General features: G+C 38.6%; 9 protein-coding genes. All 9 read left to right on the top strand.

Annotated elements, in window-relative coordinates:
• Positions 1–79 precede the first annotated feature (79 nt).
• Positions 80–1,405, top strand: a complete 1,326-nt coding sequence (locus R3E32_06215; GenBank protein MEZ4884318.1) for a sugar porter family MFS transporter — start codon at positions 80–82, stop codon at positions 1,403–1,405.
• A gap of 20 nt (positions 1,406–1,425) precedes the next feature.
• On the top strand, positions 1,426–2,316 hold the full coding sequence (locus tag R3E32_06210; protein ID MEZ4884317.1) for a carbohydrate kinase: 891 nt from the start codon (positions 1,426–1,428) through the stop codon (positions 2,314–2,316).
• Between the two features lie 31 nt (positions 2,317–2,347).
• Complete coding sequence (locus R3E32_06205) at positions 2,348–3,109, top strand: HAD-IIA family hydrolase (protein ID MEZ4884316.1); 762 nt, start codon at positions 2,348–2,350, stop codon at positions 3,107–3,109.
• 111 nt (positions 3,110–3,220) lie between these two features.
• A complete protein-coding gene (locus tag R3E32_06200; protein ID MEZ4884315.1) occupies positions 3,221–4,876 on the top strand; it encodes a glycoside hydrolase family 32 protein in 1,656 nt (551 codons plus the stop codon).
• 127 nt (positions 4,877–5,003) lie between these two features.
• Positions 5,004–8,108: a TonB-dependent receptor gene (locus R3E32_06195; GenBank protein ID MEZ4884314.1), complete on the top strand. Its 3,105-nt coding sequence runs from the start codon at positions 5,004–5,006 to the stop codon at positions 8,106–8,108.
• A 57-nt stretch (positions 8,109–8,165) separates the two neighbouring features.
• Positions 8,166–9,875 carry a RagB/SusD family nutrient uptake outer membrane protein gene (locus R3E32_06190; GenBank protein MEZ4884313.1) on the top strand — a complete coding sequence of 570 codons (1,710 nt, stop codon included), beginning with the start codon at positions 8,166–8,168 and terminating at the stop codon, positions 9,873–9,875.
• 24 nt (positions 9,876–9,899) lie between these two features.
• Entirely contained in the window at positions 9,900–11,141 is a 1,242-nt protein-coding gene (locus R3E32_06185) for a DUF4960 domain-containing protein (protein MEZ4884312.1), read from the top strand.
• A 91-nt stretch (positions 11,142–11,232) separates the two neighbouring features.
• Positions 11,233–14,625, top strand: coding sequence for a VCBS repeat-containing protein (locus R3E32_06180; protein MEZ4884311.1), 3,393 nt, complete (start codon positions 11,233–11,235; stop codon positions 14,623–14,625).
• Between the two features lie 86 nt (positions 14,626–14,711).
• The gene (locus R3E32_06175; GenBank protein ID MEZ4884310.1) at positions 14,712–18,041 is read left to right on the top strand and encodes a VCBS repeat-containing protein; all 3,330 of its coding nucleotides are present in this window, start codon (positions 14,712–14,714) and stop codon (positions 18,039–18,041) included.
• The last annotated feature ends 1 nt before the right edge of the window (position 18,042 follow it).

Here is an 18,042-nt window from a genome sequence, read left to right as displayed (position 1 = left end):
TTTGGAATAATAGTTAAGTCTATTTTCATTTTCTATAGATAATTTTGGGCTACAAACAAATGCAAACAAGCAATGCTTTATGAAAAATTACAAAATTATCTTTTGGTCTCTCACCGTTGCCTTGGCAGGATTCCTTTTCGGTTTCGATACAGTCGTTATATCTGGTGCCGATTTATCTCTACAACAACTTTGGGATAAAGGTGAACTTTTTCACGGATTTGTAGTCATGGCATCTGCACTATGGGGAACTGTCATTGGAGCATTATTTGGTGGAATTCCGACTGATAAATTGGGGCGTAAAAAAACACTCTTTTGGATAGGTGTTTTTTATTTTGTTTCAGCAGTTGGCTCTGCATTGGCAAGTGATCCTTGGATATTTGCTTTCTTTCGTTTCTTGGGTGGGTTAGGAGTTGGTGTTTCAACCATAGCTGCACCAGCTTATGTTGCAGAGATAGCCCCGCCCCATGACAGAGGAAAATTGGTAGCTTTGTATCAATTCAATATCGTCTTTGGTATCCTCATTGCCTTTGTTTCCAATTACTTATTAAGTGGCATTGAAGTAGATGCTTGGCGTTGGATGATTGGAGTCGAAGCCATTCCTGCTTTTATTTACACCTTGATGGTATTGACTGTACCTAAAAGTCCACGTTGGCTATTGACCAAAAAGAACGATAGGGCAGCAGCTGCTAAAACACTAAAGTTAATCAATCCAGATACAGACATTGAGGCAATTATAGACAAGATTTTAGCTGAAGAAGAGAATACCAACAAGTCCGAAACCATTTTTCATAAAAAATATCGTTTCCCACTAATGCTTGCTTTTTTGGTTGCTTTCTTCAATCAGTTTTCAGGTATCAATGCGCTTTTGTATTATGCCCCAAGGATTTTCGAATTAGCAGGATTAGAAGCCAGTTCTGCCCTTTTGAGCAGCATAGGAATTGGGATTACAAATATGGTTTTTACCCTTATTGGCCTTTCGTTGATAGATCGTTTGGGGCGAAAGCAACTGATGTATATTGGTTCTATAGGCTACATCCTTTCTCTCTCTTTGGTGGCTATGGCATTTAGCTTTGGATGGAAAGGAATGGCAATACCTACCTTCTTATTCATGTTCATTGCAGCCCATGCTATTGGACAAGGAACAGTGATATGGGTATTTATTTCTGAAATTTTTCCGAATCATTTAAGAGCAAACGGGCAGGCTTTTGGAAGCAGTACACATTGGGTATTGGCAGCAGTCATTCCTTCATTAGTACCCATTTTATTTACCTTAATTGGAGCTGCAACCGTATTTGCATTTTTTGCTTTCATGATGTGTTTACAATTGATTTTTGTTTGGAAGATGATGCCTGAAACGAAAGGTGTTTCATTGGAAGATTTACAGCAACAATTAATTAAACAATAAATTGAAAATCAAATTACAAAATGCTTAATACAAAAATTATTTGTTTCGGAGAAGTTTTGTGGGACATACTGCCTAGTGGTAAAAAAGCGGGAGGTGCGCCTATGAATGTAGCTTATCACTTACAAAATTTCGGTATTTCTACTTCAATGATTAGCAGTGTTGGTAAAGATAATTTAGGATTAGAGTTGATTGCATTTTTACAACAACATTCCTTGCCTACAGATTTTATCACCCAAGATGATACACTTCCAACAGGAACAGTTCATGTTCAATTAGATGAAAATGGGAGTCCATCTTATGAGATAGTGTCGTCAGTTGCATGGGACAACATTCCTCTGGACGAAGCAAGACAAAAAGCTGTGAAAGAAGCAGATGCCTTAGTATTTGGCAGCCTTGCCTGTCGTTCTGTTGGCTCAAGAGAAACCTTGATGTCATTGGCACAACTGGCTCCAATGCGAATATTTGACTTGAATCTTCGCTCACCTTTTTACTCTCAAGAATTAATTGAAAAGCTTTTATCAGTTGCCAATGTAGTAAAAATGAGTGATGAAGAATTAGAAATTATTGGAAATTGGTATTTAGAAGATTTTGATGTAACAACTGTACTTCAATTGGTCTCTAAAAAATTTGGGATAGATACCATCGTATTGACCAAAGGCAAAGAAGGAGCAGTTTGTTTGAACGAAGATAAGATGTACCATCAATCCAGTTTCCCAATAAAAGTGGTAGATACAATTGGTAGTGGTGATTCATTTTTAGCAGCTTTTTTGAAGAAAATGTTTAACTTAGATGATATTCAATCATGCCTCGAATTTGCGTGTGCTATGGGTGGTTTGGTGGCTTCTTCAAAAGGAGGAACTCCAAAAATCACAGAACAGGACGTTTATGAATTTATTGAAAAATGCAAATAACTATTTATAATATACAATAAAAATTAACACCATGAGGCAAGGATTCTTAATTGACATGGATGGGGTAATATATAGCGGTGAAGCATTGATACCAGGAGCGAAAGAGTTCATTGATAAGCTAAACGAGAAAAAAATACCTTACTTGTTTTTGACCAATAACAGCCAAAGAAGTCGCCGTGATGTGGTTAATAAATTGGCAAGATTGGGTATTGAAGCACAAGAAGAAAACGTCTTCAACAGCGCAATGGCAACTGCAAGATTTTTGGCACGCCAAAAGCCACATGGAACAGCTTATGTGTTGGGTGAAGGAGGCTTATTGACCAGTTTACACAAAAATGGTTATGAATTGGTATTGCAAAATCCTGATTTTGTAGTAGTAGGAGAAGGTCGAAATTTTACACTTGAAATGGTCAACAACGCCGTAGATATGATATTAGCAGGTGCCAAACTGATTGCAACTAATTTAGATCCTTCACCTAAGAAGAAAGGTTGGAATAATTTGGGTATCAAAGCAGTAGTAGCCATGTTGGAAGAGGCAACAGGTCGAAAGGCTTTTTCTGTTGGCAAGCCAAGTCCGGTCATGATGCGAGCTGCCCGTAAAGAATTGGGACTAATGACTGAAGAAACAACCATGATTGGAGATACTTTGGATACCGATATTTTAGGAGGTATTCAGATGGGATACCGCACCATTCTATGTTTGACGGGAGTTTCCAAAAAAGAAGATGTAGCAAATTATGCTTTTAGTCCTGATATAGTTGTAAACAGTGTAGCTGAAATTGAATTGTCTTAAAATTAGTTCTGTATAAATAATAAACGTAAAGTTTCATAAATCATGTTTGAGAGTTTTGAAAGCAAGCTTTTGAAACTCTCTATTTTAAATATGCCTAAACATCAAATCAATATGAACCAAAGAAATCTACTACTGACAACTGTATTTTTAGTTATCGTGATTGGCTTATTTGCTTGCAAACAATCACAAACGGATTCTGAAAAGGATAGTACAAAAATCATGGAGCAAGATTCGCCAGCAATTGCCGTAGATGCAAATTTCTACACAGAGCCACACCGCCTTCAATACCATTTTTCGCCTGAGAAAATGTGGATGAACGATCCCAATGGAATGGTCTATTTTGAAGGAGAATACCATCTTTTCTATCAGTACTACCCTGATAGCACTGTTTGGGGGCCAATGCACTGGGCACATTCTGTTAGCAAAGATTTGCTGCATTGGGAACATTTACCCATTGGTTTATATCCTGATTCGTTGGGATATATTTTCTCAGGAAGTGCCGTAGTAGATTGGAAAAATACAAGTGGTTTGGGCGAAAATGGACAAGCACCTTTGATAGCCATTTATACCTACCACGATATGAAAGGTGAAAAAGCAGGTAAAAATGATTTTCAGACACAAGGCATTGCATATAGCAACGACAAAGGACGCACTTGGACCAAATATGAGGGCAATCCCGTAGTTCCAAACCCAGGTATAAAAGATTTCCGAGATCCCAAAGTCATGTGGCACGAAGCAAGCGAACGTTGGGTAATGGTTTTTGCAGCAGGAGACAAGGTTCATTTCTACAATTCTCCTAATTTGAAGGATTGGACACTGACAGGTAAATTCGGCTTAGGGCATGGCAGTCAAGCACGTCCGTGGGAATGTCCTGATTTGTTTGAGTTGCCAGTTGAAGGAACAAGCGAAAGTAAGTGGGTTTTGATTGTAAGCTTGGGTAAGGGCGGCCCCAATAGTGGTTCTGCTACCCAGTATTTTATAGGAGATTTTGATGGTAAAAACTTCACCAATGGCAATGATTCAAAGGAAATACTGTGGATTGATTATGGCAGAGACGACTATGCAGGAGTTACTTGGTCAGATGTTCCTAAAGAAGATGGACGACGATTGTTCATCGGTTGGATGAGCAATTGGGAATATGCACAGGTCGTTCCCACCGATGTTTGGAGAAGTGCAATGACCTTGCCCCGCACATTGACCCTCCAAAAGACTCCAAAGGGAATCCGCTTGTTTTCTAATCCCATTGCAGAAACTCAAAAGTTGAGAACAGGCAAAAAAATGACTTTGGATAAAAAAACCATAGAAAATTCAGAAGATTTAACTGCAAAAATGGACTTCAATCCTTCAATGATAGAAATAGATATCCAATATACACTTTCTAAGAATACCCCTACCGATGTAGGTTTTGCCCTAAGCAATTCAAAAGGAGAAACTTACAAAATAGGATACAATTCCGCCACCCAGCAATTTTACAGCGACCGAACCAAATCGGGAAAAGTGGATTTTTCAGATAAGTTTGCTTCAAAAGTACACACCGCTCCAAGAATTTCTGACAGCAAGACTATTCGTTTACACCTATTTTTTGATTTAGGCTCTGTAGAATTATTCGCTGATAATGGTGCTACTGTATTGACTGATCTCTTTTTTCCAAATGAAGATTTCACCCAATTGCAATTATACGTTGAAGGTGAAGGAATTGAATTGAAGGAAGGAAATATTTATGAATTGAAAAATATTTGGCGGGCAAGTTCAACCGCAAATCCTTAAAACGATAGCCTACTCTAACCTCTTCCTCAAAGGAATTAAATTATACTAATGACAATGTAATCTCTTATGGGAACTGGGAAGATACGGCAAAATATCAACATTTTATTATTAACTAAATACAATGCACATGAAACTTAAATTACTAATTTTCTCTGCACTCCTCTTTTCCTTACAGTTCCTGTATGCACAGCGAACTGTTACAGGAACCGTTACGGATGTAGGGTCTAAAGAAACACTTGTTGGTGCCACAGTGGTTATTACAGGTACCATCACAGGCACAACAACAGACTTCGATGGCAACTTTTCTCTTGAAGTTCCTAATGATGCCAGTTCGCTCACCATTACTTATATTGGATACACTCCACAAGAAGTGTCCATTGTAGGAATCAACAGTGTGAATGTAAGCATGAAAGCGGGAGCAGAGCTAGATGAAGTAGTAGTAGTGGGTTATTCCACCCAACGTAAAGCAGATTTGACAGGTGCGGTTACACCCGTTGAACTGAAAGACATTGAATCGCTTCCCGCAGGTAATCCGATTCAAAATATACAAGGACGCATCCCTGGCGTACAGGTATTCACCAATGGTAATCCAAACTCAACAGCTGCTGTGCGAATCAGAGGGGTTGGTTTAGGACGCTTAGGTTTTAATGATCCTTTGTACGTAATTGATGGGATTCCCACCTTATCAGGAATGCACGAATTGAACCCCAATGACATTGAGTCTATGCAGGTGTTGAGGGATGCAGCTTCTGCCAGTATCTATGGTTCAAGAGCTGCAAATGGTGTGATTATCATTACTACCAAAAATGGGAGTAATGGATTGAAAGTCAATTTAAGAGCCAATGTTTCGGTCGAAAATTTTGATTTTCAAGTGAATCCATTGAATACTGAACAAAGAGCACAAGTTATTTTTCAAGCAGCAGTAAACGATGGCACAAATCCAAACAACGCAAGTCCATTGTATCAGTACGAATGGAATGGTGATTTTGATAATCCTCAGCTCAATAACATATTGCTACCACAATTTATTGATGGACTTCAAACCATGAATCCTGCCAATACAGACTGGTTTAATGAAATCAGTCAAAATTCGGTGATTCAAGATTACAATCTATCTGTTTCTAATGCTTCTGAGCGAGGAAGATACTACCTATCAGCAGGTTACTATAACCACGAAGGAATTGTCAAGGAATCAGAATTTGAACGTATTGCAATAAGAATGAACTCGGAATACGATATTGTTCCAAATAAATTAACGATTGGTGAAAACTTCACAGTAACGAATCAACAAGCCAATCAAGTAAACGATATTGCAGAAGGGGCAATTGGGTTGTCTATCGAACAACAAACCATTGTACCTATACATACAGTAGATGGTGTTGGTTGGGGTGGTCCTACGGGCGGTATTACGGATAGAGACAATCCTGTTCGTTTAATCGAAATGAACAAAGACAATACGAACAACTATAACAGGGCGCTTGGAAATATATTTGTGAACTACGTACCCATTGAAGGGCTTAACCTAAAATCAAGTTTTGGAGTAGATTATGCTTTTTTCTACTATCGAAATTTTACCAAAGCTTTCACTGCAGGAAGTCTCAATTTTGAGGATAGATTGAGTACCCAACACAATAGACAAGGCAACTGGGTTTGGTCAAATACTGCTAACTACAAATTCAGTTTGAACGACAACATGAACTTTGATGTGTTGGTTGGTACCGAAGCCATCAAATTCACCAAAGAGTATTTTGAAGGTATTGCCCAAGGATTTGCCTCTCAAGATCGCAATTTTGCTTATTTGAACCAAAGTACTGCTGGGCAATTGGTGTATGGAACAGGTGACGAATGGGCTTTGAACTCCTACTTCGGTAAATTCAACTACAGCCTTGCCAACAAATACTTATTGTCTGCAACGGTTCGACGTGATGGATCTTCTCGCTTTGGAGAAAATAATCGTTGGGGAACTTTTCCCGCAGCTTCAATAGGATGGGTTATTAGCGAGGAAAGTTTTCTGAGCAATGGTCTTTTTGACTTCTTAAAAATCAGAGGTAGTTGGGGACAAAATGGTAACCAAGAAATCAGCACCCGTGCTGCCCTTTCCATTTTTGAACCTCGATATGCTACGACTTCTCTGTTTACGACTCAACAAGATAATGGTACTGCCTACGATATTAGCGGAGCAAATTCAGGTACATTGCCTTCTGGATTTGCCAGAACCCAAAGTGCCAACCCTGATTTGAAGTGGGAGACTTCTACTCAAACCAATTTTGGATTGGACTTCAATATTTTCAATTACAAAGTATCTGGAAGTGTAGATTATTTCACCAAAGAAACCAAGGATATTCTAACCGCTACTCGACCACTAGCAACAGAAGGAGAGGGAGCACAAAGAATTGTAAATGGTGGTACGGTCGAAAACAGTGGATGGGAATTTGTGTTGGGCTACCAAGACAAAATTGGACAATTGGGTTTTGATATTCAAGGAAACCTATCAACTGCAACCAATGAGGTCGTTTCTTTACCGAGCCAAGTCGTCAACTCTTTCCCTGGTAATGGTCAAGATAAAACGATTTTGGGACGTTCTGTTAACTCTGTTTATGGATTCATTGCAGATGGATTGTTTCAGAACGAAGCAGAAGTAGAAAGTCACGCTACTCAAACAGGTGCAGGTGTAGGACGGATTCGATGGAAAGACTTGAACGAGGATGGAGTAATTGACGAAAATGACCAAGATTTCTTTGCCATTTTTGACAATCCAGACTTTATTTATGGACTAAACCTAAGCTTGGATTACAAAGGTTTTGATTTAGGAGTCTTCTTTCAAGGAGTATCTGGAGGCCAAATCAAAAATGGCTTTAAAATCTTTACCGATTTCACTTCAGTCAACGTGGGTTCAAACTATGGAGACAGAACATTGGAGGCTTGGAGTCCTCAAAATACAGGTTCTTCTATCCCTGCTTTGACTTTAGTGGATAACAACAACGAGGCCAGAGAATCTTCTTACTTATGGGAATCAGGTTCTTACTTAAAACTTCGCAACCTCTCTTTTGGCTACACACCAAAAGCAGATTTTCTCGAAAAATTTGGTTTACAGAGCGCACGTTTTTTCGTGCAAGGACAAAACATCTTGACTATCAAGCCTTCTGAAACAGTTGCTCAAGACCCCGAAACTCCTAATGCAGTTTTCCCTGTTCCCAAAAGGTTTACTGTAGGGCTTAACTTGACTTTTTAAAGCTAAAGTGCTTTAGACTTGATGATTTTAAAAATAACTTAGTAAACAATAAATTAAATGAAAAATATAAATAAATATTTAATTATCCTGCTAGTAGCTATCCTGTTTGTGGCTTGTAGCAAAGACTTTTTGGAGGTAGAACCCAAAGAAGTCCTGAGTTTTGAACAGGCTACACAAGATGCAGATGCTTTGGTAATTGCCGCCTATTCTTGGTTGGGTAATGACCACTACACGGCACCCAATTTTTTATGGCCCACTGGTAATCTAAGAGCTGGTGATTCGCACAAAGGGGGTAATGGCCCTGGTGATATTTTTTCGTATCATGCCTTGTCTGTATATCAGCCAATAATTGCAGACATGAGTACTTTTCCGCCTGATTTGATTGACTTGAACAACAAAAAATGGGAGCGTATTTTTACAGGTATTTCTCGCTGCAATACGGCATTGAGTGTATTGAATGAAGTAGATCCTGCTGTCTTTCCATTGAAAACAGTTCGTCAAGCAGAAATGCGTTTTTTGAGAGGGCATTTCTATTTTGATTTAAAAATTCACCACAAACAAGTCCCTTATATTGATGAAAATACCCCTGCTGAAGAAATATTACAGGTATCCAATGTGGCACTAACCGATCAAGAATTGTGGGATAAAATTGCAGCAGATTTCAGGTTTGCAGCAGATAACTTACCTCCCTCTCAGTCTGAAGTAGGAAGGAGCAATAAATTTACTGCAAAATCTTACTTAGCAAAAACCTTGTTGTACCAAGCCTACGAACAGGACGATAACAATGCTGTGGTTAATATCAACCAAGAAAAATTGAATGAAGTAGTGAGTTTGGTAGATGAGGTTATTGCTTCTGGACAATACGGTTTGGCAGGTGATTATGCTGAGAATTTTCTTTTTCAATTTGAAAATGGATCAGAATCGGTCTTTGCTATCCAACGCTCTATTGATGATGGTTCTCCAGATGGTCGTGGTACTTGGTCTTCGGCTTTGAATTATCCACAATCTGCACAATTTGGTTGCTGTGGATTTCATGTTCCAACGGATAATTTTGTAAACTCTTTCAAAACAAGTAACACTGGGCTGCCACTTTTTGACACATTCAATGAATTTAACTACAATAAAGCTACTGATTCCGTTGATCCACGTTTAGACCACACGGTATATATGGATGGCAAACCCTTCAAATACGACCCGACTTTAATTGTTCAAGGTGATACATGGGCAAGAGCACCCAACGTATATGGAAGTTTTGGTTCAATGAAAGAATTGGAGCATCCTGACTGCGTTTGTAGGGCTGCAAACGGTCCTTTCACCATCACATCAAAAAATACGGTCTTGATTCGGTATGCAGATGTTTTGTTGTGGAAGGCGGAAGCTTTGATTGAATTGGGGCGACAAGCAGAGGCGTTGCCTATCATCAACGAAATTCGCCAAAGAGCAGGAAACAGTACAATTCGTCTGAACAATGCTTCTATCTACAACATTGGACTATATGATGGGTCTAATTGGTCACAGGATTTTGCTCGCCAAGCACTTAGAATGGAACGCCGTTTAGAGTTAGGCTTAGAAGGACACCGTTTCTTTGATTTAGTGCGTTGGGGTATTGCCAAGCAATGGATAGACCAATATTTAGCTGTCGAAAGAACAAGAAGGGAATATTTGAATGATGCAAGTTTTCAAGCGGGCAAACATGAGTATATGCCCATTCCACAAACCCAAATCAATTTGAGTGGCGGATTGTATCAGCAAATCTCTGGCTATTAATTCTTAACAAAAATATTTTTTATAATGAAACATATAAAATTTCTCTTACTGCTGTTCATAACAGCATTTTTCACCTGCGTTTTTTACAGTTGTGAAAAAACAACTTTACCCGATACTACATTGGACATCAATCCAAACAAGGAATTGTTGATAACGGATTTTACCATTCCTGGTGCTCAAAATGTCGTGATTGACAACAGCAAACAAACTATCAATATCTCTGTGGCATGTGGTACAGACTTGACAAGCATCACGCCTACTTTTACGGTGTCTTCGGGGAGTTCTGTTACACCAGCTTCTGCTACTAATGTGAATTTATCCACCACAGTGGAATATACCTTAGTCAGTGGAAATTTATTCAGCACTTGGAAAGTAGAAGCAGAAGTGCTTTGTGTTACTGGCTTTTTAAGTCATGCTGCTACAAGAGGCGATATTAGTGATGATGATGAAAAAGCTGCTGCGAATTGGTTTTTCAGCAATTTTAATGCAGATGTGGCAAGATTCATTAGTTTTGACGACATCAAAGCAAATCCAACTGTTTTGAATGATATCAAAGTGCTTTGGTGGTTGTTGGATGGTGATCCAGTGAATCGCGCCTATTGGACACCCCCTATGGCTACTGATCCAGACGTATTAGGAGCGATTACAAACTGGTACAAAGCAGGAGGCAACCTCTATTTGTATCAATATGGTTGTCAAATGATTTTTCTCACTGGTCGTATGCCTACAAGTACCATTTTAGGCCCTGCAATTGGAGGCGGTGGTGCTGGAAGTGACAATCCTGATACATGGGGCTTGGGAGTGACACCAGGTGGTGATCGTAGTCAAGATATGAGTGGACACCCTATTTTTGCAGGCGTTCCATTTGAAGACAATGGCACTCAAAAATGGATCAAACTTTTGAGTCCAGGATGGAGAGAGGATCGAAACTATATGATGGATAGAATTGCAGATTATTACGGCGAACCATTTGATCAACCAGTACAAAGGATTTATGATGAATTTACGAGTGAATTCGATGTTGTTTGGTTAGGTTCTTGGGATTGGCAAAATGATTACCGAGTAGCAGGTATGTTGGAGTTTTTACCCAATGATGAGTTTCAAGGACGTGCCATTTACAATGGTGTTGGTGGTGCTGAATTCAATATGAATGCAGCAGGTGTAGATGGTTCTACCTCCGAACTCAGCCCAGATGGAAACAATCTTTACCAATCTAACTTAAACAGAATGGCAAGAAACACCATCAATTATTTGATTCAGAATTAATAAGAAGTAATTGGATTGTGAGCAAGTTGAATAAGTATGATTCATGCTTTCGTTTGACTTGCTCTTATTTTTTTTAACATTACCAATAATCATGTCAAAGGGGCTTAACTACCTAGTGTGTATTTCCATTTTCATCAACTTTTTCTTATTTGCCTGCCAAAAAGAAGAAGTTCAGGATACCTCTATGTTGCCCCTTTTCTCTATTCTGAAATCAGATACTACAGGAATTACCTTCAACAACGAAGTCAAAGAAACCTTACAACTGAATGCACTTTTCCACGATTATTACTACAATGGAGCAGGTGTAGCCGTTGGCGATGTCAATGGCGATGAATTACCAGACATTTATTTTGTTTCCAATTTAGACAGCAATCGTTTATACCTCAATGAAGGAAATTTTCGATTCAAAGAAATCACCCATGAAGCCAACGTATGGGGAGGAATAGGATATCACACAGGTACTTCAATGGTGGACATCAATGCAGATGGTCTATTGGATATTTACCTCTGTAAATCAGGAGCTTTTACCGAAGAATTTACCCGAAATTTTCTCTACATCAATCAAGGATTGAATAAAAACGGTATTCCCACCTTCAAAGAAGAAGCCCAAAAGTACAACCTCGATGTACCTTTCACAACTACACAGGCTGCCTTTTTTGATTTTGATAAGGATGGTGATTTAGATGTATTTTTTTCTAATTATGGATTAAAACCTTACAATAGTGACGACTTAGCATCTTTTAGCCAAACGAAGGCGGAAATGTGGGGTGACCGTTTGTTTCAAAACAACAAGGGAGTTTTTGAAGATATTTCAGCATCTGCGGGAATGAAAAATTCACTTCTGGGAGATGGCTTAGGCATAGGAATAAGCGATTTGAACAATGATGGTTGGGCAGATATTTACCTCTGCAACGATTTTTCTGAAAGAGATTTTTTGTACATCAATAACCAAAACGGCACATTCTCAGAAGTAGCACGTGAAGCCCTCAATCATACTTCCAACTATGCAATGGGCAATGACATTGCAGACATTAACAATGATGGATGGTTGGATATAATATCATTGGACATGGTTTCGGAAGACAATTATGGTATCAAAACCAGTATGTCGGCCATGAATCCTGCTATTTTTCAACTGCATATAGATTTGGGCTTGCATTATCAATATATGTTCAACACACTGCAACTGAACAATGGAAAATCTGGTGAAAATGCTTATCCATATTTTTCCGAAATTGGACAAATGGCGGGAATTTCCAGTACCGATTGGAGTTGGTCGCCTCTATTAATAGATTTTGACAATGACGGATTTCGAGATTTGTTTGTATCCAATGGAATCAAAAGAGATTTTAGAAACAACGATTTTTTGAATTTCAAAAAACAACGCTTGGCGCAAATGCAAAGCCAAATGAAGGGTAAAGAAAACCCTCAACTTTTAGAACAATACATCAAAGATGTTTTGGGAAAAATGCCTACTCGTCCCAAACGCAATTATTTTTTTAGAAACAAAGAAACGCTTCAATTTCAAAACGTATCCGAAAGTTGGGCAAATAAGGATTGGGAAAACGTAGCAACGGGAGCCGCTTACGCCGATTTTGATGGAGATGGAGACATGGATATGATCGTCAATATGACTGATGAACCTACGGTTATTTACCAAAACCATGCGAAAGAATTGACCTCTCACCGCTTCCTTCAAATTCAACTTAAAGGTTCAGACAAAAATACATTGGGCATCGGAACGAAGGTGACACTAAAATACAATAAGCAAATCCAAACACATGAAATGCACTTGAGCAGAGGATATATGTCTTCAGTAGAGCCTCTATTGCATTTTGGAGTAGGTGTGCAGAAAAAGATTGATACTATCCTAATAGATTGGCCAGATGGTAAAAAACAATTGCTAACCAATGTGGCTACTAATCAGAAATTGAAGATAAATTATGGGGATGCAATAAACTCAAAATCGACAACTGTAAACAAGCCATTTTTGGTATCAAACAGAACCAAAGCAGCAAAATTGCAGCACCAACACCTCGAAAACGACTACAATGACTTTGAAAAGGAAGTCCTGTTACCACACAAATTATCCGAGTTGGGACCAGCTTTAGCCGTTGCAGATGTAAATGGTGATGGCTTAGAAGATTTTTATGTGGGAGGGGCAATGGACAAAGAAGGTAGCCTATTTTTCCAACAATTGGATGGTACTTTTAAAAAGCAAAATACCAAATTTACTGCACAAGACAAACGCTTTGAAGATACAGATGCACTCTTTTTTGATGTGGAAAATGACGGAGATATGGATTTGTTTGTAGTAAGTGGAGGAAATGAAAAAGAAAACTTTCATTTGGACTATCAAGACCGAGTGTATCTCAACAACGGAAAAGGTGTTTTTGAAAATACTGCTATTCCATACATCAACAGCAGCGGGGGAAAAGTGATTGCAGCAGATTATGACAAAGACGGCAAAACAGATTTATTTATTGCAGGACGATTGCTACCACAGCAATACCCTAAACCTACCAGTAGCTTGATTTTGAAAAATCTAAGCACAAAAGAAAAAATAATTTTCAAAAATGTGACAGGGGATATATGTCCAACTATGAAAGACATTGGCATGGTAACAGATGCCAACTGGGTGGATATGACAGCAGATGGAAATTTGGATTTAGTGTTAGTGGGTGAATGGATGCCAATTGTTATATTTGAACAAAAGAATGGCATATTCGAAAAATTAGAAACTCCAAGTTTAGCGAATACGACAGGTTGGTGGTTCAGTCTTCAATCTGCGGATTTTGACAAGGATGGCGACATGGATTTCATTGCAGGGAACTTAGGGTTGAATTATAAATACAAAGCTTCTGAGGAATCGCCCTTTGAAATATATGCAGGTGATTTTGATGAGAACGGAAACTTGGATATTGCTCTCGGTTACTACAATGAAGGCAATTTGTTTCCGCTAAGAGGGAGAGAATGTAGTTCACAGCAAATTCCCGATATAAAGAAAAAATTTCCGACCTATGATTCTTTTGCCAAAGCAACTTTGAAGGAAGTTTATGGTGAAGCTGCCTTTGAAAATGCCATTCATTACGCTGCCAAGACTTTTGCTTCCACGTATTTTGAAAACAAAGGGGACGGTACTTTTAGACTTCATGCGCTACCAAATCTGGCTCAAATTTCAGCTATCAATGTGGTGGAAGTTGCTGATTTGAACGAGGATGGTTTTGATGATGTGATTGTTGCAGGAAACCTCTATCAATCCGAAGTCGAAACGCCAAGAAATGATGCAAGTTATGGATTGGTTTTGTTGAATGATACCAAAGGTTTTTTCAAGGTTTTACCTCCTTTTGAAAGCGGCTTGTATTTGAAGGGAGATGTGAAAAAAGGAGCCGCTATTCAATTGGCAAACCACAAAGAAGCTTGGTTATTTGCAAAGAACAAAGGTTTTTTGGAGCTAATAGAAAAGAAGATAAGTAAGGAATAAAAATTAAAATGAAAAAACGCGCTGATAAACAGTTGTTTGACTACTTAAAGCAGCATTTTTATTGAAACAATCAAGAATAAAAAAAAATGAAAAAATTAGTTTTATACATATTGTTACTGTTTACTGCAATGTCTTGCCAACAAGAACATCTGGTGGAAGATGCGACAAGTATAAAACTTTTTGAATTCATTCCATCTGAAAAGTCTGGGATTGATTTCAATAACTTTATTATAGAAAATCGAACCATCAATTATTTTGTTTTCATGCAGTTGTATATGGGAGCAGGTGTAGCTGTCGGCGATATCAACAAGGATGGATTACAAGATTTGTACTTCAATGCTAATTTTGGTCAAAACAAACTTTATCTCAACAAAGGCAACCTACAATTTGAAGACATTACCGAAAAAGCAGGAGTAGGCATCAGCGAAGGATTCAGAACGGGTGTAAACATGATAGACATCAATCAAGATGGATTTTTAGACATTTATGTTTGTCGTTCAGGTTGGTATGAAGAAGATTTTATCAAACGCAATTTACTTTATATCAACAATGGAGATGAAACATTTACTGAATCTGCTGCAAAATATGGTTTAGACGACCCTCGAAATTCTGTTCAATCTACTTTTTTCGATTACGACAAGGACGGTGATTTGGATATGTTTTTAATCAACACCACCACCGACTTTTCCTATACCCGCAAAATGGGAAAAATGGATTATTTCCACCAAGAAGAAGGTTTCAAAAAACTCAACTCCAATGATATTTTATATCGAAATAATGGCAACAATACGTTCACGGATGTATCTGCCGAAGCAGGAATTTTATCAGATATTGGTTTTGGACTGAGCGTATTATCTGTAGATTTCAACGATGATGGGTGGACAGACATTTTCATTGGAAATGATTTTGTAACCCCTGATTACCTGTATATCAATCAAGCCGATGGCACTTTCAAAGAACAAAGCAAAGAGTATTTTAAGCACACCGCTTTGTTCAGTATGGGTTCGGATGCAGGAGATATCAACAATGATGGCTTGACAGATTTGTTGTCTTTGGACATGATGCCCAAGGATTACAAACGCAGTAAAACCTCTATGGCAATGGTGGATGCGGTGGCATTTAAAACATCCATTGAATGGGGCTACAATTATCAATATGGTCACAATATGCTGCAATTGAACAATGGAGGCAATCAAAATCCCAGTCAAGAAGTTATACCTTTCAGTGAAATGGCAGAATTGGCTGGAGTGGCAAAATCCGATTGGAGTTGGGCGGGGCATTTATCCGATTTCGATAATGATGGCTACAAAGATATCTACATCACCAATGGATTGAAAAAATATGTCACCGACCAAGATTTTAACACCAAGATTGAAGAGCGGTATCGAACCAAGAATTTTCCTCAAAAATTAGAAGACTTATTAAATGATTTGCCATCGGGGGAAGCCCAAAATTTTATGTACCATAACAAGGGGCAATCAGGCATTCTCTTTTCGGATGTATCAAAGGCTTGGGGCTTGGATACACTATCTTTTTCAAGCGGTTGTGTGGTAGCAGATTTGGACAATGATGGGGATTTAGACATTGTGACGAATAATTCTGATAGCCCTGCTTTTTTGATGGAAAACAAAAGTGAACTATTGCAAAACACCTACTTACGCATCCAATTGCAGGGAAACAAACAGCTGCAATCACAAAATGCGAAGGTCTATTTGAAGGATGAAAATGGGGCACTATTACAGTTTCAAGAAGCGATTACCACAAGAGGTTATTTGTCCAATTCTGAAAGCACACTACATTTTGGCACATCACTTTTGACCGAAGTTCCCTTGGTAGAAGTCCATTGGTTGGATGGTGAAATAAGTCGGATGGAAAATGTTAAAACCAATCAAGTATTGGTCATAGCGTATGAAAACGCCAAAGAAAATACGGTTGAAAAACAGCCTATTGCTACCATTTTTCAAGATAAAACCAACAATATTTCTCCTGCCTTTGTGCATCGTGAAAATGAATTTGATGACTACAAAAACCAAGTATTGCTCCCGCACCGTGAATCTACCAACGGGCCTGCATTGGCAGTTGGAGATGTGAATGGAGATGGTTTGGAGGATTTCTATGTAGGAGGTGCATACCAACAATCTGGAGCTATATACCTTCAAAATGAAACAGCTAAATTTCAGAAAATAGAGGTACAAGCCTTTGAAATAGACAAGGATTTTGAAGATATAGATGCATTGTTTTTTGATGCGGATGGAGATGGAGACCAAGATTTGTATGTGGTCAGTGGAGGAAGCGAATTTGGTTTGAGCAGTCCAAAATACCAAGATAGACTTTACTTCAATGAAAAAGGTGAATTTTCGGAATCTCCGAATGCCTTACCAACGATAGAAGCAAGTGGAGGCAAAGTGGCTGCTAATGATTTTGATGGAGATGGTGATTTAGATTTATTTGTAGGAGGGCGCATTGTACCCAATCAATATCCGTATCCTCCCCGAAGTTATTTGATGAAGAATGAAAAAGGTAAATTTGAAGAAGTGACTACGGACGAACTGCAAAAAATCGGTATGGTCACTGATGCGATATGGCAAGACTTAGATGGAGATAAAGACGATGATTTGTTGGTCGTAGGTGAATGGATGCGGATAGAAGTATTGATTAACAACAATGGTAAAATGCAATTGGCAACAGATGAATGGGGTTTGAATGAAACAAGAGGTTGGTGGAATCGAATTGCGGCAGAGGACATAGATGGAGACGGAGATACGGATTTTGTGGTTGGAAATTTGGGCTTGAACTACAAATTTCACACCTCCAAAGAACAACCTTTTAAGGTATATGCAGGAGATTTTGACCAAAGTGGTACGGTAGAAATTGTGCTAACCAAAGAAGTAGCGGGGGACTATATGCCCATTCGAGGGAAAATGTGTTCTTCTGTGCAAACACCCAGTTTAGCTGAAAAATTTCCCACCTTCAATGCCTTTGCCGATGCGAATATTACAGATATCTACGGCAAAGAAAACCTCCAAAAAGCATTGACATACGATGCACATATCTTTGAAAGTGTGGTGTTAATCAATGAAGGCAATCATTTCACCATCCAATATCTACCAATTCAAGCACAAACTTTTCCCATCAAGGGAATAGTTATTGAAGATGTAAACGGCGATGAAATCAAAGACCTCGTTTTGGGAGGAAATCACTATGCAGCAGAAGTAGAAACGACCCGTGCTGATGCAGGGATAGGTTTGGTATTTTTGGCAGACCAAAAAGGCAACTTCAAACCATTGACGGTTTCAGAAAGTGGTTTTTTTGTTCCAAATGATGTAATTCGGATGAAAAAAGTGGCTTTGGGAAAAATGCGTTGGGGGGTTTTGGTAGCCAATAACAATGGGGAATTGCAATTATTTGAAAAATAAA

Source organism: Chitinophagales bacterium, assembly GCA_041392475.1.
Taxonomy (GTDB): domain Bacteria; phylum Bacteroidota; class Bacteroidia; order Chitinophagales; family UBA2359; genus JAUHXA01.
This window is presented reverse-complemented; position numbering and strand designations above follow the sequence as displayed.